Annotated in this window: 23 protein-coding genes; 12 read left to right on the top strand and 11 right to left on the bottom strand. The window is 51.9% G+C overall.

From position 1 onward, the window contains the following. Positions 1-79: 79 nt before the first annotated feature. The 6 genes from ACFQO0_RS06805 to ACFQO0_RS06780 form a co-directional block, all read right to left on the bottom strand. Complete coding sequence (locus ACFQO0_RS06805) at positions 80-628, bottom strand: lipocalin family protein (RefSeq protein WP_382233263.1); 549 nt, start codon at positions 626-628, stop codon at positions 80-82. Then, positions 625-1287, bottom strand: a complete 663-nt coding sequence (gene rsmG, locus ACFQO0_RS06800; RefSeq protein ID WP_382233262.1) for a 16S rRNA (guanine(527)-N(7))-methyltransferase RsmG — start codon at positions 1285-1287, stop codon at positions 625-627. Before rsmG ends, ACFQO0_RS06805 begins: the two co-directional genes overlap by 4 nt. Next, entirely contained in the window at positions 1284-3221 is a 1938-nt protein-coding gene (gene mnmG, locus ACFQO0_RS06795) for a tRNA uridine-5-carboxymethylaminomethyl(34) synthesis enzyme MnmG (RefSeq protein WP_382233261.1), read from the bottom strand. Before mnmG ends, rsmG begins: the two co-directional genes overlap by 4 nt. A gap of 129 nt (positions 3222-3350) precedes the next feature. Further along, positions 3351-4112: a TSUP family transporter gene (locus ACFQO0_RS06790; protein ID WP_382233260.1), complete on the bottom strand. Its 762-nt coding sequence runs from the start codon at positions 4110-4112 to the stop codon at positions 3351-3353. A gap of 143 nt (positions 4113-4255) precedes the next feature. Beyond that, complete coding sequence (locus ACFQO0_RS06785; protein WP_382233259.1) at positions 4256-5866, bottom strand: GMC family oxidoreductase; 1611 nt, start codon at positions 5864-5866, stop codon at positions 4256-4258. A 106-nt stretch (positions 5867-5972) separates the two neighbouring features. Continuing rightward, positions 5973-7493: a CoA-acylating methylmalonate-semialdehyde dehydrogenase gene (locus tag ACFQO0_RS06780; RefSeq protein ID WP_382233258.1), complete on the bottom strand. Its 1521-nt coding sequence runs from the start codon at positions 7491-7493 to the stop codon at positions 5973-5975. 416 nt (positions 7494-7909) lie between these two features. Between ACFQO0_RS06780 and ACFQO0_RS06775 the strand changes: the two genes are divergently transcribed. After that, a complete protein-coding gene (locus tag ACFQO0_RS06775; RefSeq protein ID WP_382233257.1) occupies positions 7910-8701 on the top strand; it encodes a 5'-methylthioadenosine/adenosylhomocysteine nucleosidase in 792 nt (263 codons plus the stop codon). 77 nt (positions 8702-8778) lie between these two features. Here ACFQO0_RS06775 and ACFQO0_RS06770 read toward each other — a convergent pair whose 3' ends face one another. Next, positions 8779-10800, bottom strand: coding sequence for an AsmA family protein (locus ACFQO0_RS06770; RefSeq protein WP_382233255.1), 2022 nt, complete (start codon positions 10798-10800; stop codon positions 8779-8781). Positions 10801-11017: 217 nt separating this feature from the next. Beyond that, positions 11018-11980, bottom strand: a complete 963-nt coding sequence (locus ACFQO0_RS06765) for a LysR family transcriptional regulator (protein ID WP_382233254.1) — start codon at positions 11978-11980, stop codon at positions 11018-11020. Positions 11981-12048: 68 nt separating this feature from the next. On the opposite strand from ACFQO0_RS06765, the gene ACFQO0_RS06760 reads away from it, so the two are divergent. The 4 genes from ACFQO0_RS06760 to ACFQO0_RS06745 all read left to right on the top strand — a co-directional run bounded on the left by ACFQO0_RS06760 (position 12049) and on the right by ACFQO0_RS06745 (position 13498). Then, complete coding sequence (locus ACFQO0_RS06760; RefSeq protein WP_382233253.1) at positions 12049-12372, top strand: hypothetical protein; 324 nt, start codon at positions 12049-12051, stop codon at positions 12370-12372. Positions 12373-12426: 54 nt separating this feature from the next. Then, positions 12427-12639 carry a hypothetical protein gene (locus tag ACFQO0_RS06755; protein ID WP_382233252.1) on the top strand — a complete coding sequence of 71 codons (213 nt, stop codon included), beginning with the start codon at positions 12427-12429 and terminating at the stop codon, positions 12637-12639. A 255-nt stretch (positions 12640-12894) separates the two neighbouring features. Next, the gene (locus tag ACFQO0_RS06750; RefSeq protein ID WP_382234105.1) at positions 12895-13077 is read left to right on the top strand and encodes a hypothetical protein; all 183 of its coding nucleotides are present in this window, start codon (positions 12895-12897) and stop codon (positions 13075-13077) included. Positions 13078-13297: 220 nt separating this feature from the next. Next, on the top strand, positions 13298-13498 hold the full coding sequence (locus tag ACFQO0_RS06745) for a hypothetical protein (protein WP_382233251.1): 201 nt from the start codon (positions 13298-13300) through the stop codon (positions 13496-13498). 140 nt (positions 13499-13638) lie between these two features. Here the strand turns inward: ACFQO0_RS06745 and ACFQO0_RS06740 are convergent, their stop codons facing one another. Beyond that, positions 13639-14841, bottom strand: coding sequence for an NAD-dependent formate dehydrogenase (locus tag ACFQO0_RS06740; RefSeq protein ID WP_382233250.1), 1203 nt, complete (start codon positions 14839-14841; stop codon positions 13639-13641). A 139-nt stretch (positions 14842-14980) separates the two neighbouring features. Further along, positions 14981-15919, bottom strand: coding sequence for a LysR family transcriptional regulator (locus ACFQO0_RS06735; protein WP_382233249.1), 939 nt, complete (start codon positions 15917-15919; stop codon positions 14981-14983). 260 nt (positions 15920-16179) lie between these two features. On the opposite strand from ACFQO0_RS06735, the gene ACFQO0_RS06730 reads away from it, so the two are divergent. Genes ACFQO0_RS06730 through modC form a run of 4 tightly spaced genes read left to right on the top strand, consistent with a single transcriptional unit; the run spans position 16180 to position 19545 of the window. Continuing rightward, positions 16180-16974: a TOBE domain-containing protein gene (locus ACFQO0_RS06730; RefSeq protein ID WP_382233248.1), complete on the top strand. Its 795-nt coding sequence runs from the start codon at positions 16180-16182 to the stop codon at positions 16972-16974. Between the two features lie 40 nt (positions 16975-17014). Beyond that, positions 17015-17770 (top strand): molybdate ABC transporter substrate-binding protein, encoded by a 756-nt coding sequence (gene modA / locus ACFQO0_RS06725; protein WP_382233247.1) that lies wholly within the window; start codon positions 17015-17017, stop codon positions 17768-17770. A 12-nt stretch (positions 17771-17782) separates the two neighbouring features. Continuing rightward, positions 17783-18457, top strand: coding sequence for a molybdate ABC transporter permease subunit (gene modB, locus ACFQO0_RS06720; protein WP_382233246.1), 675 nt, complete (start codon positions 17783-17785; stop codon positions 18455-18457). Next, the gene (modC, locus tag ACFQO0_RS06715; protein WP_382233245.1) at positions 18454-19545 is read left to right on the top strand and encodes a molybdenum ABC transporter ATP-binding protein; all 1092 of its coding nucleotides are present in this window, start codon (positions 18454-18456) and stop codon (positions 19543-19545) included. The genes modB and modC overlap by 4 nt, the downstream gene beginning before the upstream one ends. A gap of 85 nt (positions 19546-19630) precedes the next feature. On the opposite strand, the gene ACFQO0_RS06710 is transcribed toward modC, so the two are convergent. Then, positions 19631-20719, bottom strand: coding sequence for a substrate-binding domain-containing protein (locus tag ACFQO0_RS06710; RefSeq protein ID WP_382233244.1), 1089 nt, complete (start codon positions 20717-20719; stop codon positions 19631-19633). 241 nt (positions 20720-20960) lie between these two features. Between ACFQO0_RS06710 and ACFQO0_RS06705 the strand changes: the two genes are divergently transcribed. From ACFQO0_RS06705 to fdhF, 3 genes are read left to right on the top strand one after another with little or no spacing between them, the layout of a single operon-like run. After that, complete coding sequence (locus ACFQO0_RS06705; RefSeq protein ID WP_382233243.1) at positions 20961-21440, top strand: formate dehydrogenase subunit gamma; 480 nt, start codon at positions 20961-20963, stop codon at positions 21438-21440. Next, the gene (locus ACFQO0_RS06700; protein ID WP_382233242.1) at positions 21437-23005 is read left to right on the top strand and encodes a formate dehydrogenase beta subunit; all 1569 of its coding nucleotides are present in this window, start codon (positions 21437-21439) and stop codon (positions 23003-23005) included. The genes ACFQO0_RS06705 and ACFQO0_RS06700 overlap by 4 nt, the downstream gene beginning before the upstream one ends. Before the next feature lie 45 nt (positions 23006-23050). Next, complete coding sequence (gene fdhF, locus ACFQO0_RS06695) at positions 23051-25918, top strand: formate dehydrogenase subunit alpha (protein WP_382233241.1); 2868 nt, start codon at positions 23051-23053, stop codon at positions 25916-25918. Positions 25919-25930: the final 12 nt, after the last annotated feature.

Below are 25930 nucleotides of genomic sequence, written 5' to 3'. Positions count from 1 at the left end.
AACGGTCCATCGCAAAAACACCAGCCCCGGTCACCGCATTGCATAACAGCAGCGACAAACAACTGACACAACACTCCCCTTACTTTGCTGCTTTTTCCTGCACGGTTTTTACCAGCTTGGCTGTATCAAAGCCTTGCGCAGTCACCCGGTTCACCAAGGCTTCATAATCGGCATCGGCAATGCTCGGCGTACGCGACAATACCCACAGATAATCACGCGACGGATCGCCCACTGCGGCCAGAGAATAATCCGGTGCCAGATCGATGATCCAGTAATCTCCCCAGATAAACGGTACCCAGTTCAACCAGTCCGGTGCGAAACTGACTTTCAATTTTGCATTCGTTTGAGGGTTCTCAACACGCGCTATACCGCTAGCCTGATCAATTCTGCCATCGGCTTCTTTACAACGATTGATGACATCGATATCGCCATCCGCACGCTTGTTGTATTGCGCTGTCACGTTCGCAGCACAATCCTTTTGAAAACGATTCGGAAAGCGCGCAATCTCATACCAGGTCCCGACATAACGCGCCAGATCCACCTGAGCAACCGTACGTACTTGTTGCGACCACGCGGGATTACTGAAACCGGCAACGGCCACAGCAGCAAGAACAAAAAGTTTTTTCAAGACCCGGCCCTTTCTATGAAAATCAAATGACGCTCGGCTTGCAGTGTCGGGACGTGCAAGGCGCGCACTTCTCTTACCTTCCAGCCAGCGGGCAACTGTGCCACTTCCGCATCGGGTGAGACGCCCTTCAAGGCGATGAATTCACCGCCTTCGGCCAGCAAATGACCAGACCAATTTACAAAGTCACTTAACTCTGCAAATGCACGCGATGTGATCACATCGAATTTCTGCGGCGCGTCCCACTGCTCTACGCGTGCCGTAAATACGCTGACATTTGTCAGGCCCAATTCGGCTTTGACCTGCGTCAGGAATGCGGTTTTCTTGTGCACGGTATCTATCATGGACACGCGCATCTCCGGTTGCGCTTCCGCCGCCCAGATCGCCAGTACGATGCCCGGCAACCCACCGCCGGCACCGACGTCCAAGACATGCCCGGCACCGTCGAAGGCCGAAACAGCCGCCAGAGAGTCCAGCAAATGTTGCGTTACCATCTGCACCGGATCGCGCACGGCGGTCAGGTTATAGACCGAGTTCCATTTGGACATCAAGGCCAGATAATCTATCAGCCTGGCGATTTGCGCATCGCTTAACTGCAGCGACAAAGCCTTTGCACCATCAGCCAGGATGGCCGTCAACACTACACGATCAAAACTCTTCATGCGGCAGCTTCGGTCATTGGTGGCACGGCCGCGAATTCCTTGAAGCCGCCTTTTTTCAAATGCACCAGCATCAAGGAAATCGCGGCGGGCGTGACGCCTGAAATGCGTGATGCCTGGCCCAGGGTTTCCGGCCTTTGCTTGGTCAGCTTCTGGCGCACTTCGATAGACAGCCCTTTGACCGCCATGTAATCGAACTCCGGGGGCAGCTTCAGGTTTTCGTAATGATCGTGGCGCTCGACTTCTTTTGCCTGCCTGTCGATGTAACCGGCGTACTTCAATTGGATCTCCACCTGTTCGCGTACTGCCGGTTCGGCTACGCCCGGACCGCCCAGATCCTGGCCCTCGACACCCTTCAAACTCATCAAGGTTTCATAGCTGACGTTCGGGCGGCGCAATAGGTCTGCAAGTGCATACTCACGCTCTATGCCTTTGCCCAAAACACGCTCAGCTTCTGCCTCTGCCAAAATTCGTGGGCTGACCCAGGTCGAGCGCAGGCGTTCCAGCTCGCGCGCAACTGCTTCGCGCTTGGTTTCAAACATCGCCCATTGAGCGTCGCCGACGCAACCGAGCTGACGCCCGATCTCGGTCAGGCGCATATCCGCATTGTCTTCGCGCAGGCTCAAACGGTATTCGGCACGGCTGGTAAACATCCGGTACGGTTCCAGCACGCCTTTGGTAATGAGGTCATCGACCAGCACGCCAAGGTAGGCTTCGTCACGACGCGGCGTCCATGCATCACGCTCTTGCGTTTGCAAAGCGGCATTGATACCGGCCAACATACCTTGCGCTGCTGCTTCTTCGTAACCTGTGGTGCCGTTAATCTGGCCGGCGAAAAACAGACCCTGGATCACCTTGGTTTCCAGCGAAGCCTTCAAGCCGCGCGGGTCAAAGTAGTCATATTCGATTGCATAACCAGGACGCAAGATGTGCGCATGCTCTAGGCCGCGCATCGATTGCACCAGCGCCAGCTGCACGTCGAAGGGCAAACTGGTCGAAATGCCGTTTGGATAGTATTCGTTGGTAGTCAAGCCTTCCGGCTCGAGGAAAATCTGATGCGACTCCTTGCCGGCAAAGCGGTGTATCTTGTCTTCGATAGACGGGCAGTAACGCGGGCCCACCCCTTCGATCACGCCGGTGTACATCGGGCTGCGATCGAGTCCGCCACGGATCAGATCGTGAGTCTTTTCATTGGTGTGCGTGATCCAGCATGGCATCTGCTTGGGGTGCATGGCCACCGAGCCCATCACGGAAAACACGGGTATCGGATCCAGGTCGCCAGGTTGTTCCTGCATCACGGAGAAATCGATGGAACGACCATCTATGCGTGGCGGCGTACCGGTTTTCAAACGGCCTTGCGGCAACTTCAATTCTTTCAGACGCGCCGACAGCGAAATCGCCGGTGGATCACCTGCCCTACCCGCCGAATAGTTATTCATGCCGATATGGATTTTTCCGTCCAGGAAAGTCCCTGCCGTCAGCACTACCGCCCGGGCGCGGAACTGGATACCGGCTTGCGTCACCGCACCGACTACGCGATCACCCTCTACCAGCAAGTCATCTACAGCCTGCTGGAACAACCACAAGTTCGGCTGATTTTCCAGGCGCGAACGAATTGCTTGCTTGTACAGAATACGGTCGGCTTGCGCGCGCGTTGCACGTACGGCCGGACCTTTCGATGAATTCAGGATACGGAATTGAATGCCGGCTTCGTCAGTGGCAATCGCCATCGCACCGCCCATCGCATCAACTTCCTTGACCAGATGGCCTTTGCCGATACCGCCTATGGACGGGTTGCAGGACATTTGCCCCAGCGTTTCTATATTATGCGAAAGCAGAAGCGTCGATTGACCCATGCGCGCAGAAGCGAGCGCAGCCTCAGTCCCGGCGTGACCGCCGCCGACAACAATGACATCAAATTTGGTAGGAAAGATCATAATGCGCCTCGATGAGACGGTAAGCAGAGGCGAGATTATAAAGTCTTTTTGCGATTATTTCGCCGTAACCCTGTTTTACCTTTGAATTAGCAGGTTTTTTGTTTCACGTGAAACAATCGGCCTTGGTCTTCACGCGATGAACGCATCGCAACCGGTCTTCAGTATCAATCCCGATACAACCAGCAGGAAGAGTTTGCGAACAAAACCTGTTCCATGTTTCAACGCCAGTCGAATACCTATTAGTGAACCTAGGACATTGCATATTGCCATCACTGCGCCGAGCTGCCACAGCAAATGCCCGCTGTAGCCGAACCATAGCAAAGCGGACAGGTTGCAGGCGACATTCACCACCTTGGCAACGGCAGACGCGCCGAGAAAATCAAAGCCAAAGAAACGCACGAACAGGAATACAAGAAAACTGCCTGTGCCCGGACCAAAGAATCCGTCATAAAAACCGATGCTGCCACCTACCAGAATGGCGAACAGCTTTTCCTTGCTGCCCACATTGAGCGGAGCATGAATACTGCCGAAGTCTTTTTTGCTGTAGGTATAGACGGCAACCGCCAACAAGATAAAAGGTAAAAGCTTGCGGATAAAATCGGGAGGAATGTGCGTGACGGTATAAGCACCGACAAAAGACAAGGCAAATGCAGCCGTTGCGGCAGGGACAGCGGTGCTCCACTGCAGCTTTACGCGCCTGGCAAAGCCGAGCGCTGCGGCACCGGTACCCCAGATCCCGGCAAATTTACTGGTACCTAAAAGGGTGGCGGGTGCGGTATTGGGCAAGGCCGAGAACAGGGCGGGAATCTGGATCAAACCTCCGCCACCGACCACGGCATCTACCATCCCGGCCAAGAAAGCGGCGGCAGAAAGAATTACGTAGTCGGTCATGCTTGCGTATTAAACTGCAATTCGAAACTCCACCTCGAAACTCCAATTCGTTCCTGTAGTTCGCGGCAAACTGCAGCGCAAGCACACGCGGCTTGCGCCATCAATTACTTAAATTAACCGCTGCAATATTGGCGAACTAGCGCTTATCTTCCGGCGCGCATCAGCATCGCCGCCCTCTCCGCGATCATGATTGTGCTTGCGCTCGTATCGCCAGCAGGAATCGTCGGCATGATGGAGGCATCTACCACCCGTAGGCCAGCAACTCCTCGCACGCGAAGCTCACTATCCACGACCGCCGAAGCGTCATCAGCCCTACCCATTTTGCAGGTCCCGACCGGATTTGTTCCCGCAAAGGCCAGCTCTCCCGCCAAGTGCGACAGATTGTCATCGACTTGCATAGTCTCCAGCGCATAAGGCCGCAATGCCGGGGCGGATACTATTTTTTGCGTCAACTGTATCGCCACCTTCGCCATCTCCTGGTCTTCCGGCGTACTTAAATAATTGCTTTTAATCGTAGGCGGTACTGTCGCATCAGTCGACTTGATCTGAATACTGCCCCTGGACGTGGGCTTCAGGTTGGCCACACTTACCGTAAAAGCGGCAAAAGCATGCAGCGGCGTGCCGGCAGCATCCTGTGACCACGGCTGCACTTGATAGAAAAGGTTGGGACTTGACTGTACAGGATCGGACCTTACCATTGCACCGACAGGCGAAGGCACTGTAGTCAAAGGCCCTTTTTTCTTCAGCAGATATTGCAACCCTAATGAGGCCTTGCCCAGCAAACCTCTTGTCTGACTATTCAAGGATTGAGACTGGCTCGTCTTGAAAACCATCTTGAGTTGCAGATGATCCTGCAAATTCTCACCCACACCTGGCGCATCTTGTATTGGTGTGATGCCTACCCTCTGCAACAAGGCAAGTGGACCTATGCCGGATCGTTGAAGTATTTGGGGCGACCCGAATGTCCCTGCCGCCAAAACTGTTTCACGTGAAACGTCGGCAGTCCATGCACGACCTCCTCCCACAAACTCCACTCCAGTACAAACATTGCCCTGCTCTGTTTGCTGAATGATCAGGCGCGTTACCTGTGAACCCGTCATGATATCCAGATTGCCGCGTCGCGTGATAGTCCGCAAGAAAGCCTTCGCCGTATTCATACGCAAACCGGCTTTTTGATTAATATCGAAATAGCCGCAACCTTCTATTCCATCGCCACGATTGAAATCATCTATCTTTGGAATGCCGTTTTGCTCCGCCGCATCGCGGAACGCATCAAGGATATCCCAGCGCAAGGTCTGCTTCTCAACATGCCAGTCACCGCCCGTTCCGTGGAATGCATTGCCGCCTTCTGAATAATCTTCAGACTTCTTGAACAATGGCAAAACCTGATCCCAGCGCCAACTGTCATCGCCCGTTAATTCCGCCCAGCGATCATAATCCTGAGCTTGCCCGCGCTGATAAATCATTCCGCTAATGGATGAAGAGCCACCCAGGATTTTTCCACTTGGGTAAAGCAGACTGCGCCCGTTCAAGCCGGATTCGGGCTCGGTACGATATTGCCAATCCGTGCGCGGATTGTCAGTAGTGTGAAGGAAGCCGATGGGAATATGCACCCAGCCATAATCATCCTTGGCCCCAGCCTCCAATAGTAAAACGGAGATATTCGGATCTTGCGTCAATCGGTTGGCTAATACACAACCGGCGGTCCCTGCCCCAACTATGATGTAGTCGTACTTTCCTGCGGATTCGGCCATTGTCTCTATCGTTATTAGTTATTTTTTGTAGGCGATGATGCTGCATCGAGCGAACCCCATCATCGCCCATCGTACTTACAGTCGACTGACAGACTCCCTGGCGAAACTACTTACTGGTTGGCATGGTGAATTCCGCCCCTTTGGATATCGATTCAGGCCAGCGCTGCATGATGGATTTATAGCGTGTGTAAAACTTGATGCCTTCTTCGCCATAAGCATGAGTGTCTCCGAACATCGATCTTTTCCAGCCGCCAAAAGAATGCCAGGCCATAGGAACCGGAATCGGCACGTTGATACCAATCATGCCGACTTCAACCCTACGGGAAAATTCGCGCGCCGTATTTCCATCAGAGGTGAACAAAGCTACCCCGTTGCCAAACTCATGCGCATTGATCAATTCCACTGCAGCCGCAAAATCAGGTACACGCACTACGCATAAAACCGGGCCAAAAATCTCTTCCTGATAAATGGTCATCTCCGGTGTTACACGATCGAACAGACATCCTCCGAGAAAAAATCCATTACTGTGTCCATCTACCATCAAACCACGGCCATCTACCAATAACTTGGCACCAGCTTGAACGCCGGCAGCTATGTAACCTTCAATTTTTGCCTTGTGCGCTGCGCTCACCACCGGCCCCATTTCCGCATCAGCGTCCGTGCCGTTTCTTACCTTCAGCGATTTCACGCGCGGGATCAAGGCATCAACCAATTTATCTGCAATACCGCCAACAGCAACAGCGACCGAGATTGCCATGCAACGCTCGCCTGCCGAACCATATGCCGCGCCTATCAAGGCATCGACCGCCTGTTCAAGGTTGGCATCAGGCATGACCACCAAATGATTTTTTGCGCCACCCAGCGCCTGAACGCGCAAGGGATACGGTCCTTTGCGGGCAGCTCCGATCGTATAAATATGTTCGGCTATCGGTGTAGAACCGACAAAAGAAACAGCCCTCACATCCGGATGCTGCAGCAAACCATCAACTGCATGCCTATCGCCTTGCAATACATTGAAAACGCCATCAGGAAGCCCTGCCTGCTTTAAGAGGTCGGCAACCATCAAGGATGGTGATGGATCGCGCTCAGAAGGTTTCAAAATGAAAGCATTACCCGTTGCGAGTGCAACCGGTGCCATCCACATCGGTACCATGAACGGGAAGTTGAACGGTGTGATTCCTACCGTGACGCCTAGCGGCTGGCGCAAATTCCAGTTATCGATACCACCACCGATATTGTCGGTGAACTGTGTTTTCAGCAGCTGAGGCACGCCACATGCAAATTCGACGATTTCGATACCGCGTGTAACTTCACCTTTCGCATCGGAAAACACTTTGCCGTGCTCACGCGTAATCGCCGCAGCAAGGTCATCATGATGCTTTTCCAGCAAATCCTTGAACTTGAATAGAATGCGGGCGCGTTTCAGCGGTGCAGTATCTGCCCACGCGGGCGCAGCCGCTTTAGCGGCGGCAACAACCGTCTGTACGTCTGTATCACTGGCCAATACGACCTGGGCGCTGACCTCACCTGTCGCGGGATTAAACACGGCTTGCTGGCTGCCACCTGCCGTTTCGGCCAAACGGCCATTGATATAATGCTGAATCCTCGGAGTCAAAGAATGGGTCATCGCTATTCTTTCAAAAATAGGACTTTTCAGTCCACATTAACAAGAGATATACGCAGCAAGACTACCATGATGAGCTCATCAAAATGGCTAAAACCTCTGTGGATAAGCCTCTGTTAAACAAGTGGATAGCTTGTGGATAATCTTGTGGAAAGGTACTGCATTTTTTTTATGCAGAATCTATTCATGCCGGATACACCGTTTATGCAGGGTTTATCCTATTCCCAAGTTCTTGATTTCAAACTCACTTATACGGTTATCCACAGAAAACAGCCTGTGTTAACTATTACTACTAAACATATATATAAACAATTAAGTTAAAACCAGAAACACCATCGAAACCTCAAAATGCCAAAAAACAAAGTCAAAAGCCTCTGTAAAAAACAAAGCCCTCTTGATCAATGATGAGTAAACAACCCATGAAAAATCAAAAGATCAAGATAGGTGTTATTAGTGCATTACATGAAGAACAGGCCGGATTAGTAGAGCAGATGCAGGATGTGATTACGATTCAGCGCGGCATGCGTGATTACGTCAGCGGCTACTTATGGGGAATTGAAAGCGTATGTGTACTATCACGAATCGGCAAAGTGGCCGTAGCCGCAACCACAGCGACTTTGATTGAGCGCTTCGGGGTAACCCATATCATCTTCACCGGCGTCGCAGGAGCAGCTGCTAGAAAGGTTCGTATTGGCGACATCGTGGTAGCCAACCAATTGGTGCAACACGATATGGATGCATCGCCACTGTTCCCCCGCTTTGAAGTGCCATTGACTGGCTTGTCGCATTTCTTTTCCGACAAGCAGTTATCAAACCTGATGTCAAAAGCTGCCCGTCAATTTATCAATGAAGACTTCGCGGCAAAAATAACCGAGCAATGCAGGCAGGAGTTTTATATCGATAGACCTGTTGTGCACCAAGGTTTGATCGCCAGTGGCGACCAGTTCATCTCTACCGCTATCGGGTTGGATCAAATTAATAACAACCTGGCAGATGTACTGGCGGTTGAAATGGAGGGTGCGGCAGTAGCGCAGGTTTGCTTTGAATTTGGCGTCCCGTTTGCAATTGTGCGCACGATTTCAGATAACGCAAATCAAGACTCGCCGGTGGACTTTGTCCAGTTCCTGGAAAAAATCGCTGCCTGCTATGCATACGGCATAGTCAGGCAATTTTATTCGCTGCTAAAAGAAGAAAAACGATTGCCGGTTTAGCACAGCACGGAAACAGGTCGATGTATCAACACTTTTTTACTCTTGGTAACAGAGGTCTGCTTCCACGAGGCATATATCTATTTTTCAGTCGCTTTTTTATACGTTTTGCCAGGTGGCGGTGCGACCGGTTTTTCCTGCGCTTCTTTCAACAAGACAGCACATTTATTATCTTTTTCGTTTTGCGATCCGATATTGATCAATGGCAGTAATGCGGTGACAGGGGCCAACGCCCCTAAAGCAATCACACCGCCGGTTTTTAATGCGACTACACCCTTATCGATACTTACTTTCGGCGCCTTGAAATCACCTTTGACATACAGAGGTGCGCGTAGCGAAATAATCCTTAAGCCCTTGGTTTTCGGATGAATTGTCAGATCTAGATGTTCTTGCGCGAGGTCGATATCGCCTGTGATGTAGAGAATCGCATCTTCTGTATCGAGCATCATGGTCTTGGTATGGATTAATCCATTGGTGACAGATAGGTCACTCGCCATGCAATTCAATTTAACTTGCTTGTCACCAAACACCTGCGATAAAACTACGTTACCGACATTTAAACCGATTTGTTCGAGCAGTAATTTGCTGATGGTGCCTTCATTGATCAGGGCCTTGATTTCACCATTAGAGGAGCCCAGCATGCTGGCAATTGAATTACCGGTAGCCGACAAGGAAGTATCTCCATTGACTTCACCGAAGCTGGCTTGCATCGCTTCAAAAGTCGGGAACAACTGTTTAAGTTTGAGATGACGTGCAGATAATTTTATCTCTGCCTTGATAAGGTCGTTGCGACCATCCATCTTGATATTCGCAATCATGTTGCCGCCTGCCACACCAAAATTCAAAGGCATCAGCGTGACAACCTTGTCCTGCAATTTCAGATGTGTATCCAGATTTTCGATAGGCAGTGATTCGTCACGGACAATCTTGCGACCGGTGATCTTGACATCGGCATCCATGCTACCCCAACGCTCGGTCGTGAATTTCTCAACCGGTAATACCTTGTCCGACGGTTGATTCGGCGTAACGCCACGTTCTTTTTTGCTCTCATTGGAATCAGCACCGATGATGGGACCAAGATCGCTTAAGCGCAGCAGATTGGAAACCACCGTTCCCGATAACAACGGACGTGTTTCTCTTGATTCATAGGTCAGTGTGCCACCGATATCGCTCTCGCCAACCTTGCCTTTGAATTTATCGTAAGTCCATTTTCCACCCAGCGCATTTGTCACGCCGGTAAGCTGACCTTGCGTAGAGAACTCAGGCGTTTTCGGCAAAGTGATACCTGTGATCGGATAGAGATCTGCCATGCTGGCGCCCGACAAATGCAATTCCATATTGATTGCTGCCAGTTCCTGCGGCTTGGTGACGGTTCCGTTGACGCGTATAGAAGTTTTGCCGACATTCAGGTTTGCCGTTAGCGGAAAGGGCTTATCCACATTCTTCAACGCGAGCAAGGCGCCCGCTTTGCCGTCACCGCTGATTTTTGCGCCGTTGAAAGAGCCGGATAATTTCCAGCCGACCACGTAGTCATTTTGTGCCGTTGGCTCCAGCGAATCGATATTTGCTTTTGCATCGATATGCTTGACCTCATCTTTCAAGGTAATTTCACCCTTGTAAAAAAGCAGACGTTGCAGATCCAGCGTCCATGGCGACGGTTCGGTTTTTTTGAAGGTCCAATTGTTCTGCCCATCCCGTTTGCGCTCGAGGTGCACAATAGGATCATCGAGTTGCAGGGTCGGGATCACAATCGTCTGGGTCAGCAAAGGCAATGGATTGACTGAAAAAGTAATGTGGCCAACTTCCACCATATTGGTGCCGTCTTTTGACCCTGGCGGATTACCTAAGGTAACGTCCTGAGCGCTCAGGCGCGGGAATGGAATCCAGTCGCGCCAGGTATCTGTCGCAGGTTGTGCCCGTTGCCAATGAAGAGCCAGATAGCCATTAATGGCAAAAGTGCGCCCGCTAGCCTCGCTTACGCGCTGGTTGATCCAGGGACGCGCCGCGTTCCAGTCGAAGGTCAGCAGAAAAAGGACAAAGACCAGCGGGATCACCAACAATCCAGCCGTGCTCCACATCATTATTTTTTTTGTGCGTGGCATACAAACCTAGTTCTAAGAATGGAGAAAATAGGACTGGTTTGCATCTTGTGAGTTCAATAATCTTTCTAATATGCATTTTTTACATGGAAATGCATGTTGCTAGTGATTTTTACAAATAGCGCTGAATTGCAATACACGTAAAAACCCCCGCAGTTAGCGGGGGTTTATAAAATAGGGCTCCTAAAATGGAACAAGTACCAATTCAAAGTGAAGCAAATCAAATACGCTTTTTGAAATTTCGTCCGATGCCATCATCAGTACTGGCACTCAATTGTTCGCGCAACCATTTGTGCGCCGGATTGCGCGCATCGCGTTCATGCCACAACATGTCGACGTGCACATCCGGCAATACGAATGGCAAGTCCTTGGCGATCAGGGCTTCCGCCATGCCGGTAGAGGCGATCAAATGACGCGGCAAGACGGTAATCAAGTCCGAACTCGCAACCACTTTACCCGCTGTAAAAAACTGGTTAACCGTCAGCAAAATGCGGCGTTCACGGCCGAGTTCTGACAAAGCATCATCCATCAAACCTTTTGCACGACCTGAAAAACTCACCAGCAAATGATGTGCTTCGCAGTAGGAATCCAGCGTTAACTCTTCTTTCGCCAGCGGATGATTTTTCCGCATCACGCATACGTATTCGCCGGTGTACAAGCGCTCATGGCGGATTTGCGAAACAGCGGTGTTTTGGCCGCTCGCCAATTGAGCAGCGACGCCAGGAAAAAATCCGATTGCCAGGTCGATATCGCCGCGCAACAGCATAGGTCGCGGCTCACGCGTGGTCAGCGGAACCATGCGCACATTCAAGCCAGGCGCTTCCTTCTCGATGGCGCGTACCAGAAAAGGCAACCACAAGGCTGCGGTCGCATCTGCCATCGCCATCCGGAAGGTGGTGGTAGCGCGTGACACATCAAAGGTATCCGGCGTAACGGCTGCTTCCAGATCCGACAAGGCTCGCCGCACGATAGGCCACAACTCGGTAGCGCGCGAAGTTGGCTTCACGCCGTGGGCGGTGCGTATCACCAGTTCGTCGCCCAGCGTGTCGCGCAGACGTCGGAGCGCGTTTGACACAGCGGGTTGGGTCATCGCCAACAGGTTAGCGGCGCGCGTCAAATTTTGTTCTGTCATGACTGCGTCAAAGACACGCAGCAGATTTAAATCAAGGGTTAAAAAGCTCATATTTTTATTTCCAAAAGGAAATTAATTAATTTTACATTATTCACAAAAAGTATAACTCATATCCGAAATTGAAATTAGATTTATATCTCTTCCATCCCTATACTTCAACTCATCAACAAGGTTTATTAAATTTAGAGAGAAGGAAAAACATCATGTCTACATCATTCGCCCTGTATCGCAAAGCAAATCAAATCGCTCAATCGAACCCAGAAATGGCTGCCCAATTGCGTATGCGCGCATTTGAACAAGCACCGACAGTGACCCGCGCTATCGCTAAAGTGGCTGAACCAGTTGTTATCTCGCGCACGGCCATGTTCAGCAAAGCAAACAGCATTGCACAAGCAAAACCGAAAGTCGCTTCGCAACTGCGTTTCCAAGCCGCATACGCTTAACGCAACTGCAACGCAATCCGTTGAACGCAAATTAACATTTTCTGGATTAATTTAATGCGACCTTTAGTACGCAACCTCCATGCCAGTTACATCGCATATATGTTGCAGTGGTCGCCGCGTTTGCAAGAGCTATTCGCCGTGGTGCTGATGAACGGCAGCGGCGGTTTGACCAGTATGGTTGTGGCAAAAGTATTACGCCCGAGCGTGGTACGTATCAAGGCGCATATAACAAAACGTTGTCTGCCAGTAATTGGTCAACAAGGTTGACCTGCACTACCGAACAAAGTTTTTACCGAGTCTCCTCTTTCCCTCTCAAGGAAGGTTTTAAGCCCCGCGGCCTAAGTCTAGCGGGGCTTTTTTTCGTTTCATGCTTTAGCTTTGTGTTGCGCGAACCGGCTATTTTTTCATCGGTAGTGATAAAGACTTTAATTTGGTGCAAAATACATCAACGTGATCGTTTTAAATGTCTGCCGGTTGTCCGGTAGGCAGTGATGTTGATACTTAACTACGGAGTCAAGCAACTTGGGCCGTCTCATTAAAAACAACTACACCAATATCGCATTGTTGAAAGACTTGATGACAACGCCGCCAATGACGGCGAAACAACATGCGGAGATCATGCGCAAACGCATTGCACATCGCAGGATGGTGGAAGAAGCGAAAGAACTGAAAATAGCCAGCGAAGATGTATTCGAAGGCCAGTAATTAAAAGCGCAGATTTCTGCGCTTTTTTCATTTCTAATGCATCAATCTGATAGCTCCCAAGAATCTTCTATGTTGAAGCGCATGGATAACCCATCTTGTTGATTGGGGTTAACGAAAAAGTTTGCGCTTGCCTTCATACAAAAACGTCTTGTAGTACTTTCTTTCCCGCTTCTGTCATGTGACACTGTCGCTATCAATGCACAAATGAGAGAGCAAGATCATGGCCAAGAAAGAAGAGGAACTCGATCCAGAAACACTGGCACTAATTAATTGGTGCATAGAAGTGGAAGGATTTTTAGTAGCTGCAGGAGCGACTATTGAAGAAGCACAAGATCATATTGAAGAACAAATCGAATGGTTTACCGACCAGTTCTATGATGGTCTGAGCCCGGAAGAAGCCGCGAAAGAAGCGCTTGCCTGAAGAGAGAGCAGTGAAGTTGCTGAATTGATGGCAAGGTCTGCGTCTGAAAAACCATCGACCTTGCATTAGCTTCGCCACAAAATCACTAAACAGCCCATCGAATCTCCTGATTCGATGGGCTGTTTTTTTGAACGATTTAATTAAGCGGCGTTGAACTTGGCAGCTTCTTCCGAACCTTTGGTTGCGTTGCCGTCACTGTATGAATGTGCGCCGACGCCAGCCAGTTTGCCGCCTTGCACGATCAGGTATTCGTCACGGATAGGACGACCTTCGAAGTAGCACTCCAGAATTTCGCGAGTACCTGCTGCGTAGCGTGTTTGCGCTGTCAGGCTGGTACCGGATATGTGCGGCGTCATGCCGTGGTGCGGCATAGTGCGCCATGGATGATCCGCCGGGGCTGGTTGCGGGAACCAGACGTCGCCAGCGTAGCCCGCCAATTGACCACTCTTCAATGCTGCAACGATGGCATCGCGATCGCACAGTTTGCCGCGTGCGGTGTTGATGATGTAGGCGCCACGCTTGAAGTTCTTCAACGATTTCTCATTGATCATGTGTTCTGTTTCTGGATGCAGCGGGCAGTTCAATGTCACTACGTCGCAGACCTTGGTCAGGCTTTCCAATGTGCTGTGGTAAGTCAGGTTCAACTCTTTTTCCACTGGGGTTGGCAGACGATGTCTATCCATGTAGTGCAGCTTGACGTCGAATGGATGCAACAAACGCAGGACGCGCAGACCGATGCGGCCAGCTGCGACGGTACCGATACTCATCGCTTCCAGATCGTATGAACGTTCAACGCAATCAGCGATGTTCCAGCCGCCGTCGATGACTTGTTTGTACGAAGGGATGTAGTTGCGCACTTGTGCCAGGATCATCATGACGACGTGTTCGGCAACGCTGTGGCTGTTGCAATAGGTCACTTCGGCTACGGTGATGTTGTGCTTGTTGGCTGCTTGCAAATCGGTATGATCGGAACCGATACCAGCTGTCACGATCATCTTCAATTTCTTCGCTTTGGCGATACGTTCTGCCGTCATGTACGCAGGCCAGAATGGCTGCGAGATGATGATTTCTGCATCGTGCAATTCCTTGTCGAGGACGCTGTCTGCGCCGTCTTTACTGGAAGTTACCACTAGGGTGTGGCCGTTCGCTTCCAAATATTTACGCAAGCCGAGTTCACCCGATACGCTACCCAGCAATGTACCTGGTTTGAAGTCGATGCCTTTTGGTGTCGGCAATGTTTGGCCATCAGGATAAATCGATGGTTGCGCTACGTCGTCGCGCGCATAAGTCGTTGGATAACCGTTGACTGGGTCGTCATATAAAACGCATAGAACTTTTGCCATGATGCTTCTTCTCCGTAAGATTGCGTGATTAGCGTAGAGAATTGAAAACCGCGCGGGGCGCTAAATTTTCTTTATCTCTGCAAGCGGACATTGAAATGAATGCCAGCGAAACGATCTTAGGGAGTAAGCGAAATGCGGTCTAATCGTTTGATGTGATGGGCTGATAGCTGCCAGTTATGTAGGCGTCGAATCGTGCCTGCAAATCAATCTGTGTGGCAATAGTACGGGCAGCAGTGACGATAGGTGAACACGGATTATGCGCGAGTGAAATCATCCCTATTGTGCGGCTCAGCTCAGGGACTAACGGTATCGCCACCATGTCGTCACGCAATTCAAACAGGCACAACAAACTATGCGGAACGACGCTGAACAAACCCGCATGACGCACATGGGAATACAGTGCAAAGGTTGAATCGGTCTCGACTGCAACATTTGCAGATACATCTGCGCGACGAAATGCGGCATCGACGATGCGCCGATTTTGCATGTGTGAGGTCAGCAGGCACATAGGCAATTCCGCGGCCTCTTTCCAGCTGATCTCGGTTTTGTCACCAATCGCGGATTGATCGCGCGCCAGCAACATATAGCCCTCGCGATAGAGCGGCTGCACGTGAAAGCCCTCCAGGCGTTGATCTTCCAGATAGGTCAGGCCCACATCGAGTTCAAAATCATCCAGCTTGCGCATGATTTCTTCCGTACTTAGCGACAAAACCAGCTGCCGCAGATCGGCGTGTTGTGCGCGACATGCACCGGTTAACAACGACACGATAGGCATCGTCGTCGGGATCGCACCGAGACGCATAGTGCCACTCAGCTTGGCGAGCGACATCGAGGCTTCCTGCTTCAATCCCTCCAGCGCGGCCAGTGTTTGCCGTGCCCAGTCGAGTATGCGTTCGCCTTCGGGTGTGAATCCCTGAAAGCGCTGGCCACGCTGCACGATGGCGACGCCCAATTCAGTTTCGAGATTGCGCACGGCGGCTGAAAGCGCGGGCTGCGAGACACAGCAGACTTCAGCGGCGCGCGCGAAATGCTTTTCACGTGCGAGCGTGACGAGATAGTCGAGTTGGCGTACGAACATGGGCTAGAGTATTTTCAAAACGGGGCGGGGACGACGTGATGCGTCGTCCGGCGGATAACAGGACATCTGCGGCGGCGGATTCACTTTATCCGATTCCGTCCGCAATTCCGGTTATGACCTGAATGCAATAAGGGTATTCGACAGAAGGGTTATTCCACGCCGAATTCGTTATGTCGTTAAAAGTAATAACGTGTATTATAGCAGCTGCACGATCGCGACTTTTATACGACCACCAATTTCTTTTCCGAGTTGAAGTACCAATGAGCAAGTCCGATTCTCCCATCAAGCTGGAAGGCTTGTCCAAGGCCCGCGGCAAGCGCTGGGACCATCTGGAATTGCTGGAGCGCATAGATGCATCCGGCTCCATTTCTTCCGCAGCCACCGCCATGGGCATGAGTTACAAGGCGGCGTGGCAAGCGGTAGAGGCAATCAATAATCTGTCGCACGAGCCTGTCGTTATTCGTCAGCCTGGCGGCAGTACAGGAGGCGGCACCTGCCTGACTGAATATGGCAGACGTATGGTCGCCACTTATCGTCGCCTTGAGCACGAATGGGCAGCAGTGCCGGCAGCACTCGGCCGCACGATGGGCGACTTTGATCAGTACTACACAATGAGCCGGAGATTCGATATGCAAACCAGCGCACGCAACCAGTTTCTCGGCACTGTTACTGCAGTAAAAATGGGTGCGGTCAACGCGGAAGTCATACTCGACATAGGTCGCGGTGAAGAGCTTGCCGCAATCATCACAAACGATAGCGCCGAACATCTGGCGCTGGAAGTTGGCAGCGAAGCCTACGCATTAGTGAAGGCACAGTGGATCATTCTCACCGTCGATGAAAACATGAAAACCAGTGCGCGCAATCGTCTCACCGGCACTGTTGTGCGTTGTCAGGAAGGCGCAGTGAATGCAGAAGTCGTGATCGAACTGCCAGGCGGTAAAACGGTAGCGTCCATCATCACCAATGAGAGTGTCAAAGTACTCGGCCTGAAAGAAGGCGTGCGCGCTTCCGCCTTGATCAAGGCATCACACATCATTCTGGCCGTTGCATCCTGAAGAACTTTTAACCTCTTTTTCAATTTTATTTCTAGCCATCATGAAGAAAATATCTCGCATTTTGATTGCCGGTTTGCTGTCATTCGGTGTTTCATTCGCTGCACAAGCAGAAGAAGTGCATGTCGCCGTCGCCGCCAATTTCACCGCGCCGATGAAAGTCATTGCAGCGGATTTTGAAAAAGCGACGGGCCATAAAGTTGTGGCGACCTTCGGTGCAACCGGCAAGTTCTATGCACAGATTCAGAATGGCGCACCGTTCGACGTGTTCCTGGCCGCGGATGATGAAACACCAGCCAAACTGGAAAGAGACAACGGTACTGTTCCAGGCTCGCGCTTTACCTATGCAACCGGCAAACTGCTGTTGTGGTCGGCCAAGCCTGACTACATCGACGGCAAAGGCGAGATTCTGAAAAAAAACACCTTCGCACACATCGCATTGGCAACGCCTAAACTCGCGCCGTATGGTTTGGCAGCAGAAGAAGCCATGAAAAAACTGGGGGTGTACGACAGCTTGCAAGCCAAGTTCGTACAAGGAGAAAGCATAGGCCAGACCTACACGTTCGTTTCGACCGGCAATGCAGAACTCGGCTTTGTCGCTTTGTCGCAAGTCTATGAAGGCGGCAACATCAAATCCGGGTCCGGCTGGATCGTTCCTGCCAGTCTGCACAATCCTATTCGTCAGGATGCCGTGATCCTGAACAAGGGCAAAGATAACAAGGCTGCCGCAGAGTTTGCAAAGTACTTACAATCGGAATCTGTTAAAACCGTGATCCGTAGCTTCGGCTACGATCTGTAAGAGAGGTCTGCCTTGTTCACCGATGAAAACATCGGCGCGATTGTCCTTACTCTCAAGCTAGCCAGTCTCACCACACTCATACTGTTGTTGATCGGTACGCCGATCGCGTGGTGGCTGGCGCGTACGCGCTCCTGGCTCAAAGGGCCAGTTGGCGCGCTGATAGCACTCCCTATCGTGCTTCCACCGACTGTCATAGGTTTTTATCTGCTGGTCACGATGGGACCCAACGGTCCGATCGGGCAACTGACACAGGCGCTTGGTCTTGGCACCCTGCCCTTCAGCTTTGGCGGTCTGGTGGTCGGTTCGGTTTTCTATTCAATGCCGTTTGTCGTGCAACCTATCCAGAATGCCTTTGAGGCAATGGGCGATAGACCGCTGGAAGTTGCCGCAACCTTGCGCGCATCGCCACTCGATACTTTTTTCAGCGTTACCCTGCCGTTGGCAAAGCCCGGCTATCTGACTGCCGTCGTGATGGGCTTCGCCCACACTGTGGGCGAGTTTGGCGTGGTGCTGATGATAGGCGGGAATATTCCTAATGAAACCCGCATGATTTCCGTCCAGATTTATGACCACGTCGAGGCGCTCGAATATACGCAGGCACACGGGCTCGCCGCCGGCATGGTGATTTTCTCGCTGCTGGTATTGATTGCGCTATATACATTGAACCCGACCGGAAGGCGTAAATGAGCGACATGCAGATGACAGACATTCGCGCACGATTCAATATCAGCTATGGCAATTTCAAGCTCGACGTTGACTTGACGATTCCAGGGCATGGCGTGACCGCATTGTTCGGCCCGTCAGGTTCGGGCAAAACCACCATCTTGCGAGCAATGACGGGCATCGAACGCTTTGCCGGCACTTACCTCGCGATCAACGATGAGGTGTGGCAGGACGATGCGGCCGGCATTTTCTTGCACACTTATAAACGGCCGTTGGGCTACGTCTTTCAGGAAGCGAGCTTATTTGCGCATTTGAATGTGCGGCGTAATCTGGAATACGGCATGCGCCGCATCCCGGAGGCTGCGCGCAGGGTGTCGCTGGATCATGTCGTTGCGCTGCTGGATATCGGCCACTTGATGGCGCGTCAACCTGAGAAATTATCAGGCGGTGAGCGTCAGCGTGTGGCGATCGCGCGCGCCCTGGCGACCAGTCCGCGCATCCTCCTGATGGACGAGCCCTTGGCGGCACTGGACCCCAAACGTAAGGAAGAAATCATGCCCTATCTGCAGCGGCTGCATGATGAACTGGATATTCCGGTTGTCTATGTCAGCCACTCGCCAGATGAAGTGGCGCGTCTTGCAGATCATCTGGTCTTGCTGGATGGCGGCAAGGTAGTCGGTAGCGGTGCAACGGCAGAACTCATGACCAGACTGGATCTGGATGTCGCACACGGCGATGCCGCCAGTGCCCTGGTGTCTGCCACCGTGGTGGCCCACGACGCTGAATACCATTTAACCTCGGTTGAATTTTCTGGCGGGCGCCTGTTGCTGCCGCAGCAGCAAGCAACGATAGGTCAATCGGTACGCGTACGCATCCAGGCGCGCGATGTCAGTCTTAGTCTGGCCCCGCAGTGCGATACCAGTATTCTCAATATCGTTGCTGCAACCGTGACGGAGTTGTCAGCCGATGCGGCTGGACAGGTAATGGTGGGGCTGGACGCCAACGGTACACGCTTGCTGGCGCGGATTACCTGCAAGTCATGTGTCGCGATGGATCTGGTGGCTGGCAAATCCCTGTATGCGCAGATCAAGGGTATTGCTATTCTTAAATAGCGCGTCAAGAAAACAAAAGCCAGGCGAGGAATTCTTCCTTTGCCTGGCTTTTGTTTTCTGTCGTTTGACTCGGCAGATTCTGTATTTACGCTGCGCTTATCTTGGCGTGGCCGAACGCTTCCGACAGCAGCAGAATTTTCCCGGTATCGCTCGAATCGTAACCTGCCAAGCCATTGATCACCTTGCGAAAATAGCCAGACTGCACAACGTCGATCACCAGTTGTATCAACGGATCGTCCATGATCGCCAGCGGCATCGCCAGGAAATAGCGTTCACGTATCAATGGAATGAAGTCCAGACTGAAACGATGCGCTGCCGTTTGCACGCCGACCCCTACATCTGCCATGCCGCTGGCGATGTACGCTGCGACCGCAGAATGCGTGAACTCGTTGCTTTGATAGCCTTCAATATCAAAAGGCGAAATATTGGCACCTGCCAGCATCAACTCCAGCAACATACGCGTGCCCGAACCTACCTGCCGATTGACGAAACGCACGCCGGGACGCGTCAAGTCTTGCAGCGTCTGGATTTTTTTCGGATTGCCAGGCGCCACAAACATACCCTGCGTGCGCACCGCCAGATGCAGCAGGCAATGCTCGCGCGGATTCAGCCATTGCGTATAACGCTCAACAGCTTTTTTCTCGAACTCGCCCAGTGGCACATGGAAACCGGCCAGATCACACTCATTGCGTGACAAGGCGGCAACAGCATCGGTGCTGTTGCGATAGCGCAAATCGACTGGAAGATTGGCTTCTGTTAACTGATGCAGCAAGGCATCGACGGCAAAGCCGTGGCTGGCATCCAGACGCAGCGGCTTGGTTTTACCGACAATTGTCTTGCCGATTTCGCTTTCCAGCTCGGAGGCCAGGCTTTCCAGCGTGGGTGACAAGCGCGCTCGGATGCGGCGGTCCGCCCAGATCAGTTTTTCTGCCAACGGTGTCAAGGTCGTGCCGCGACCGCGGTCGGTATTTAGTAGTGGCGTGCCGAACATCTTTTCCGCATCGCGCAACAAACCCCAGGAATAGCGATATGACAAGTCGACCAGACGTGCCGCCTTGGAAATCGAACCGGTTTTTTGTATCGACATTAAAAGGCCGAGCAAAACCGCAGTATCCAGCGGCGCATCAGCACTGTGTGTGATTTCCCAATGGGGATTGATGACAACCTTGAACATATGTAATAAAAAACCTATTAGTGGAAATGTGGTTTTTGGCGGTTATGCAAAAGATAGCCTATTGAAGCTACGCATTTCGGGTGCTACCTTTCAGATGTTGCAAAGGTTCGCCTGCAAACTATATGCTATTAAAAACATATATACAAGATAATTTTTAACAAGGAAGCAGTATGTTTTCGTTTGATTTCACGACCTCGCGGCATGCGGTATCGCCATCGCTGTCGTTCACAGGAACCTCTTTATGAGCACTGAAAACACATTCGATGTGGCGGCGATTGAGTCCATCATCGCCCAACGTAAAGCGATGCCAGGCGCATTGCTGCCGATCTTGCATGATATCCAGAATGCGGTTGGTTATATTCCGTCAAGCATGGTTCCGGCGATTGCCGATGGTCTGAATCTCTCGCGTGCAGAAGTGCATGGCGTGATCACATACTATCATTTCTTCCGCCAGCATCCAGCGGGTAAACACGTCGTGCAAATCTGCCGCGCCGAGGCTTGCCAGGCACGTGGTTGTGAGTCACTGGTCGACCACGCTAAAGAATTGCTCGGTTGTGATTTCCATGAAATCACCGACGACGGCAAATTCTCGCTGGAAGTCGTTTATTGCCTAGGCCAATGCGCCAGCGGCCCGGCGATCCAGATCGATGACGATTTGTACGCACGCGTATCGAACGAAAAATTCAACAAGCTGATCCAGGCGAAGCGAGGTGTGCAATGACCGCAGTGAACACAATCACTATTTTTGTTCCACGCGACTCAACCGCGCTCGCACTCGGTGCCAATGAAACGGCTGCAGCTATAGCTAAAGAAGCAAAAGCCCGGGGCATCGACATCAAGCTGGTGCGCAATGGTTCGCGCGGCATGTTCTGGCTCGAGCCACTGGTTGAGGTTGCAACCGACGCTGGTCGTATCGCCTTTGGCCCGATCGAAGAGCACGAAGTTGCCGGCTTGTTTGACGCAGGTTTCACCGCTGGCGGCAAGCATCCAAAAGCATTGGGTTTGACCGAAGAAATTCCTTACCTGAAAAAACAGGAACGCCTGCAATTCGTACGCGTCGGCATCACCGACCCGGTTTCGCTGGATGACTATCTTGCGCATGAAGGCTATGTTGGTTTGAAAAAAGCCATCGCCATGGAGCCAGCAGCGATTGTTCAAGAAGTGACCGATTCCGGCCTGCGTGGTCGCGGCGGCGCCGCTTTCCCAACCGGCATCAAGTGGAAAACCGTACTCGGCGCTGAAGCTGATCAAAAGTACATCGCTTGCAACGCCGATGAAGGCGACTCCGGTACTTTCTCCGATCGCATGGTGATGGAAGATGATCCATTCATGCTGATCGAAGGTATGACCATCGCTGGTCTGGCTGTCAAGGCAACCGAAGGCTATATCTATGTGCGTTCCGAATATCCGCACTCGATCGCCAACCTGAACGAAGCAATCGATGCGGCGAACAAAGCCGGTTATCTCGGTGAAAACATTCTGGGTTCGGGCCGCACTTTCAATTTGCAAGTACGTAAAGCTGCCGGCGCTTACGTTTGCGGCGAAGAAACCGCGATGCTGGAAAGTATCGAAGGCAAGCGTGGTCTGGTTCGCGCCAAACCGCCATTGCCAGCGCTGCAAGGTCTGTTCGGTAAGCCAACCGTCATCAATAACGTCATTTCCTTGTCTGCAGTGCCATTGATTCTGTCGCGTGGCGCCACCTTCTACAAAGACTTCGGTATGGGCCGTTCACGCGGCACCCTGCCTATGCAACTGGCCGGTAATCTTAAATACGGCGGTCTGGTAGAAAAAGCATTCGGCGTGACTTTGCGCGAATTGTTGTATGACTTTGGCGGCGGTTCGGAATCGGGTCGTCCGATTCGTGCCGTGCAAGTTGGCGGCCCGCTGGGCGCCTACATGCCGGAATCGCTGTTTGATACACCGTTTGACTATGAAGCTTTTGCTGCTGTCGCCTCGACCGTTGGTCATGGCGGCCTGGTAGCTTTCGACGACACCGTCGACATGGCCAAACAAGCACGTTACGCGATGCACTTCTGTGCGGTGGAATCGTGCGGCAAATGCACACCGTGCCGGATTGGTTCGACACGTGGTGTTGAAGTAATGGACAAGATCATCGCTGATCAGAATCGGCCTCAGCAAATTCATCTGCTGCGCGACCTTTGCGACGTGATGGTTACGGGATCGCTATGTGCGATGGGCAATATGACACCGTTCCCGGTGTTGTCCGCCCTGAATCACTTCCCTGAAGATTTTGGCGATCAAAAAGCATTGGCTAACGCTGCTTAGGCTCACTTATCCCCTGCGACTTAAGTCAAGAAACTGGAGCGAAACATGAATCAATTAAATGGTATCGATTACGGCACGCCGAAAAGCAAATCCGAGAATCTGGTAACACTGGAAATCGACGGTATAGAAGTCACCGTGCCGCAAGGCACATCCGTCATGCGTGCAGCGGCAGAATATGGCATCAACGTGCCGAAACTGTGCGCCACCGATAGCCTGGAAGCATTCGGCTCATGCCGTCTGTGCCTGGTCGAGATCGAAGGTCGCCGCGGGTACCCTGCATCGTGCACCACGCCGGCGGAAGCTGGCATGAAGATCAAAACACAAACACCTAAACTGGCTGACATTCGCCGTGGCGTGATGGAGTTGTACATCTCCGATCACCCGCTCGACTGTCTGACCTGCCCAACCAATGGCAATTGCGAATTGCAAGACATGGCCGGTGTGGTCGGTCTGCGCGACGTACGTTACGGCTACGATGGCGAAAACCATCTGAAACTGGAAAAAGACGAATCCAATCCTTACTTCACGTACGACGCATCGAAATGTATCGTCTGTAATCGTTGCGTGCGCGCTTGCGAAGAAACCCAGGGTACTTTTGCTCTGACTATCGATGGCCGCGGTTTTGCATCGCGCGTCTCGGCAAGTCAAAACGAAAGCTTCATCGAATCCGAATGCGTATCCTGCGGCGCCTGCGTTGATGCATGCCCGACAGCTACCTTGACTGAAAAAACCGTCATCATTATGGGTCAGGGCGAACACAGCAAAATCACTACCTGCGCATATTGCGGTGTTGGTTGCTCGTTCAAGGCCGAAATGAAGGGCAATGAAGTTGTCCGCATGGTGCCAAATCCAGACGGCAAGGCCAACCAGGGCCACGCTTGCGTCAAAGGTCGTTTCGCATGGGGTTATGCAACGCATAAAGACCGCATGTTGAAGCCGATGATCCGCAGCAAAATCACAGATCCATGGAAAGAAGTTTCATGGGAAGAAGCGATCAACTACACCGCGTCGGAATTCAAACGCATCCAGGCTAAATACGGCAAGGATTCGATCGGCGGCCTGGTGTCGTCACGTTGCACCAACGAAGAAGGCTACCTGGTTCAAAAACTGGTGCGCGCTGCTTTCGGTAACAACAACGTTGATACCTGCGCACGTGTCTGCCACTCGCCTACAGGCTACGGTCTGAAAGTGACTCTGGGTGAATCAGCTGGTACACAAACCTTTGAATCGGTGATGAAATCCGATGTCATCGTTGTGATTGGTGCTAACCCAGCGAATGCGCATCCAGTGTTCGCTTCGCAAATGAAGCGTCGTATTCGCCAAGGCGCGAAACTGATCGTTGTCGATCCACGTACAACAGAAATGGTCAAATCGCCGCACGTACAAGCGGACTACCATTTGAAATTGATGCCGGGTACCAACGTTGCCATCGTCAATGCATTGGCCTACGTCATCCTGAGCGAAAAACTGCACAAGCCAGAGTTCATCGCTGAACGCTGCGAAACAGCTTCGTTCGCGGAATGGGAACATTTCATTCTGCAAGAAGAAAATTCGCCTGAAGCCGTGGAAAAAATCAGCGGTGTACCAGCTGAAGAAATTCGCGCCGCAGCACGCATGTACGCAAACGCTAAAAACGGCGCGATCTATTACGGTCTAGGCGTAACAGAACATGCACAAGGTTCGACTACCGTTATCGGTATCGCCAACCTGGCGATGGCAACCGGCAACATCGGTCGTGAAGGCGTCGGCGTTAATCCACTGCGCGGTCAAAACAATGTACAAGGTTCGTGCGATATGGGGTCCTTCCCGCACGAATTGCCAGGCTATCGCCACGTTTCGGATTCGACTACACGTGCTGAATTCGAAGCGGCATGGAATTGCGTACTCGATCCTGAGCCAGGCCTGCGTATTCCGAACATGTTCGACGCGGCAATGGACGGCACCTTCATGGGCCTGTATTGCCAGGGTGAAGATATTGTTCAATCAGATCCGGATACACAGCACGTTACTTCTGCGCTGGAATCGATGGAATGTATCGTTGTGCAAGATATCTTCCTGAACGAAACCGCAAAATACGCACATGTATTCCTGCCGGGTTCATCCTTCCTGGAAAAAGACGGTACCTTCACCAATGCAGAACGTCGCATCTCGCGCGTCCGCAAAGTGATGCCGCCAAAAGCCGGCAAAGGCGATTGGGAAGTAACCTGCATGTTGGCGACCGCATTGGGCTATCCAATGAGCTACAAGCATCCACGCGAAATCATGGATGAGATCGCTTCCTTGACCCCTACCTTCACCGGTGTGAGCTTCAAGCGTATCGACGAGCTTGGCGGCAGTATCCAGTGGCCATGCAACGATGCCGCGCCAGAAGGTACACCGACTATGCATATCGGCGAATTCGTACGCGGCAAAGGTAAATTCATCGATACCAAGTACTTCGGTAGCGGAGAAAAGGTCAACAAGAAATTCCCGTTGATCCTGACCACCGGTCGTATCCTGTCGCAATACAACGTCGGTGCACAAACTCGCCGTACCGCCAACAATATGTGGCACAGCGAAGATAGACTCGAGATCCATCCACAGGATGCGCTGGATCGTGGCATCAAGCAAAACGATTGGGTCGGTATCCACTCGCGTGCAGGTGAAACGGTCTTGCGTGCTGACATTACGGAAAACGTTCAGCCAGGCGTGGTTTACACCACCTTCCACTTCCCTGAATCGGGTGCGAATGTGATTACGACCAGCTCGTCTGACTGGGCGACCAACTGCCCTGAGTACAAGGTAACTGCTGTGCAAATCATGCCGGTTAGCCAGCCTTCCGAATGGCAGCGTACTTACAACCGCTTTAATACTCAGCAAGAAAGTTTTGCGAGTGAGCAGATGATTCCAAAAGAATCTGCGGTGGCGAAGTAAGCGCAGGCAACG

The sequence above is a fragment of the Herminiimonas aquatilis genome (genome assembly GCF_042665175.1).
In the GTDB taxonomy this organism is placed as follows: Bacteria; Pseudomonadota; Gammaproteobacteria; order Burkholderiales; family Burkholderiaceae_D; genus Oxalicibacterium; species Oxalicibacterium aquatilis.
The sequence above is the reverse complement of the archived record's forward strand: the minus strand, read 5'-3'. Positions and strand labels throughout refer to the sequence as shown.

Excerpts from the sequence above, each read along its gene's own strand:
- rsmG (WP_382233262.1), bottom strand. The coding sequence starts at position 1,287 with ATGAAGAGTTTTGATCGTGTAGTGTTGACGGCCATCCTGGCTGATGGT.
- mnmG (WP_382233261.1), bottom strand. The coding sequence starts at position 3,221 with ATGATCTTTCCTACCAAATTTGATGTCATTGTTGTCGGCGGCGGTCAC.
- ACFQO0_RS06790 (WP_382233260.1), bottom strand. The coding sequence starts at position 4,112 with ATGACCGACTACGTAATTCTTTCTGCCGCCGCTTTCTTGGCCGGGATG.
- ACFQO0_RS06785 (WP_382233259.1), bottom strand. The coding sequence starts at position 5,866 with ATGGCCGAATCCGCAGGAAAGTACGACTACATCATAGTTGGGGCAGGG.
- ACFQO0_RS06780 (WP_382233258.1), bottom strand. The coding sequence starts at position 7,493 with ATGACCCATTCTTTGACTCCGAGGATTCAGCATTATATCAATGGCCGT.
- ACFQO0_RS06775 (WP_382233257.1), top strand. The coding sequence starts at position 7,910 with ATGAAAAATCAAAAGATCAAGATAGGTGTTATTAGTGCATTACATGAA.
- ACFQO0_RS06770 (WP_382233255.1), bottom strand. The coding sequence starts at position 10,800 with ATGCCACGCACAAAAAAAATAATGATGTGGAGCACGGCTGGATTGTTG.
- ACFQO0_RS06765 (WP_382233254.1), bottom strand. The coding sequence starts at position 11,980 with ATGAGCTTTTTAACCCTTGATTTAAATCTGCTGCGTGTCTTTGACGCA.
- ACFQO0_RS06755 (WP_382233252.1), top strand. The coding sequence starts at position 12,427 with ATGCGACCTTTAGTACGCAACCTCCATGCCAGTTACATCGCATATATG.
- ACFQO0_RS06745 (WP_382233251.1), top strand. The coding sequence starts at position 13,298 with ATGGCCAAGAAAGAAGAGGAACTCGATCCAGAAACACTGGCACTAATT.
- ACFQO0_RS06740 (WP_382233250.1), bottom strand. The coding sequence starts at position 14,841 with ATGGCAAAAGTTCTATGCGTTTTATATGACGACCCAGTCAACGGTTAT.
- ACFQO0_RS06735 (WP_382233249.1), bottom strand. The coding sequence starts at position 15,919 with ATGTTCGTACGCCAACTCGACTATCTCGTCACGCTCGCACGTGAAAAG.
- ACFQO0_RS06730 (WP_382233248.1), top strand. The coding sequence starts at position 16,180 with ATGAGCAAGTCCGATTCTCCCATCAAGCTGGAAGGCTTGTCCAAGGCC.
- modA (WP_382233247.1), top strand. The coding sequence starts at position 17,015 with ATGAAGAAAATATCTCGCATTTTGATTGCCGGTTTGCTGTCATTCGGT.
- modC (WP_382233245.1), top strand. The coding sequence starts at position 18,454 with ATGAGCGACATGCAGATGACAGACATTCGCGCACGATTCAATATCAGC.
- ACFQO0_RS06710 (WP_382233244.1), bottom strand. The coding sequence starts at position 20,719 with ATGTTCAAGGTTGTCATCAATCCCCATTGGGAAATCACACACAGTGCT.
- ACFQO0_RS06705 (WP_382233243.1), top strand. The coding sequence starts at position 20,961 with ATGAGCACTGAAAACACATTCGATGTGGCGGCGATTGAGTCCATCATC.
- ACFQO0_RS06700 (WP_382233242.1), top strand. The coding sequence starts at position 21,437 with ATGACCGCAGTGAACACAATCACTATTTTTGTTCCACGCGACTCAACC.
- fdhF (WP_382233241.1), top strand. The coding sequence starts at position 23,051 with ATGAATCAATTAAATGGTATCGATTACGGCACGCCGAAAAGCAAATCC.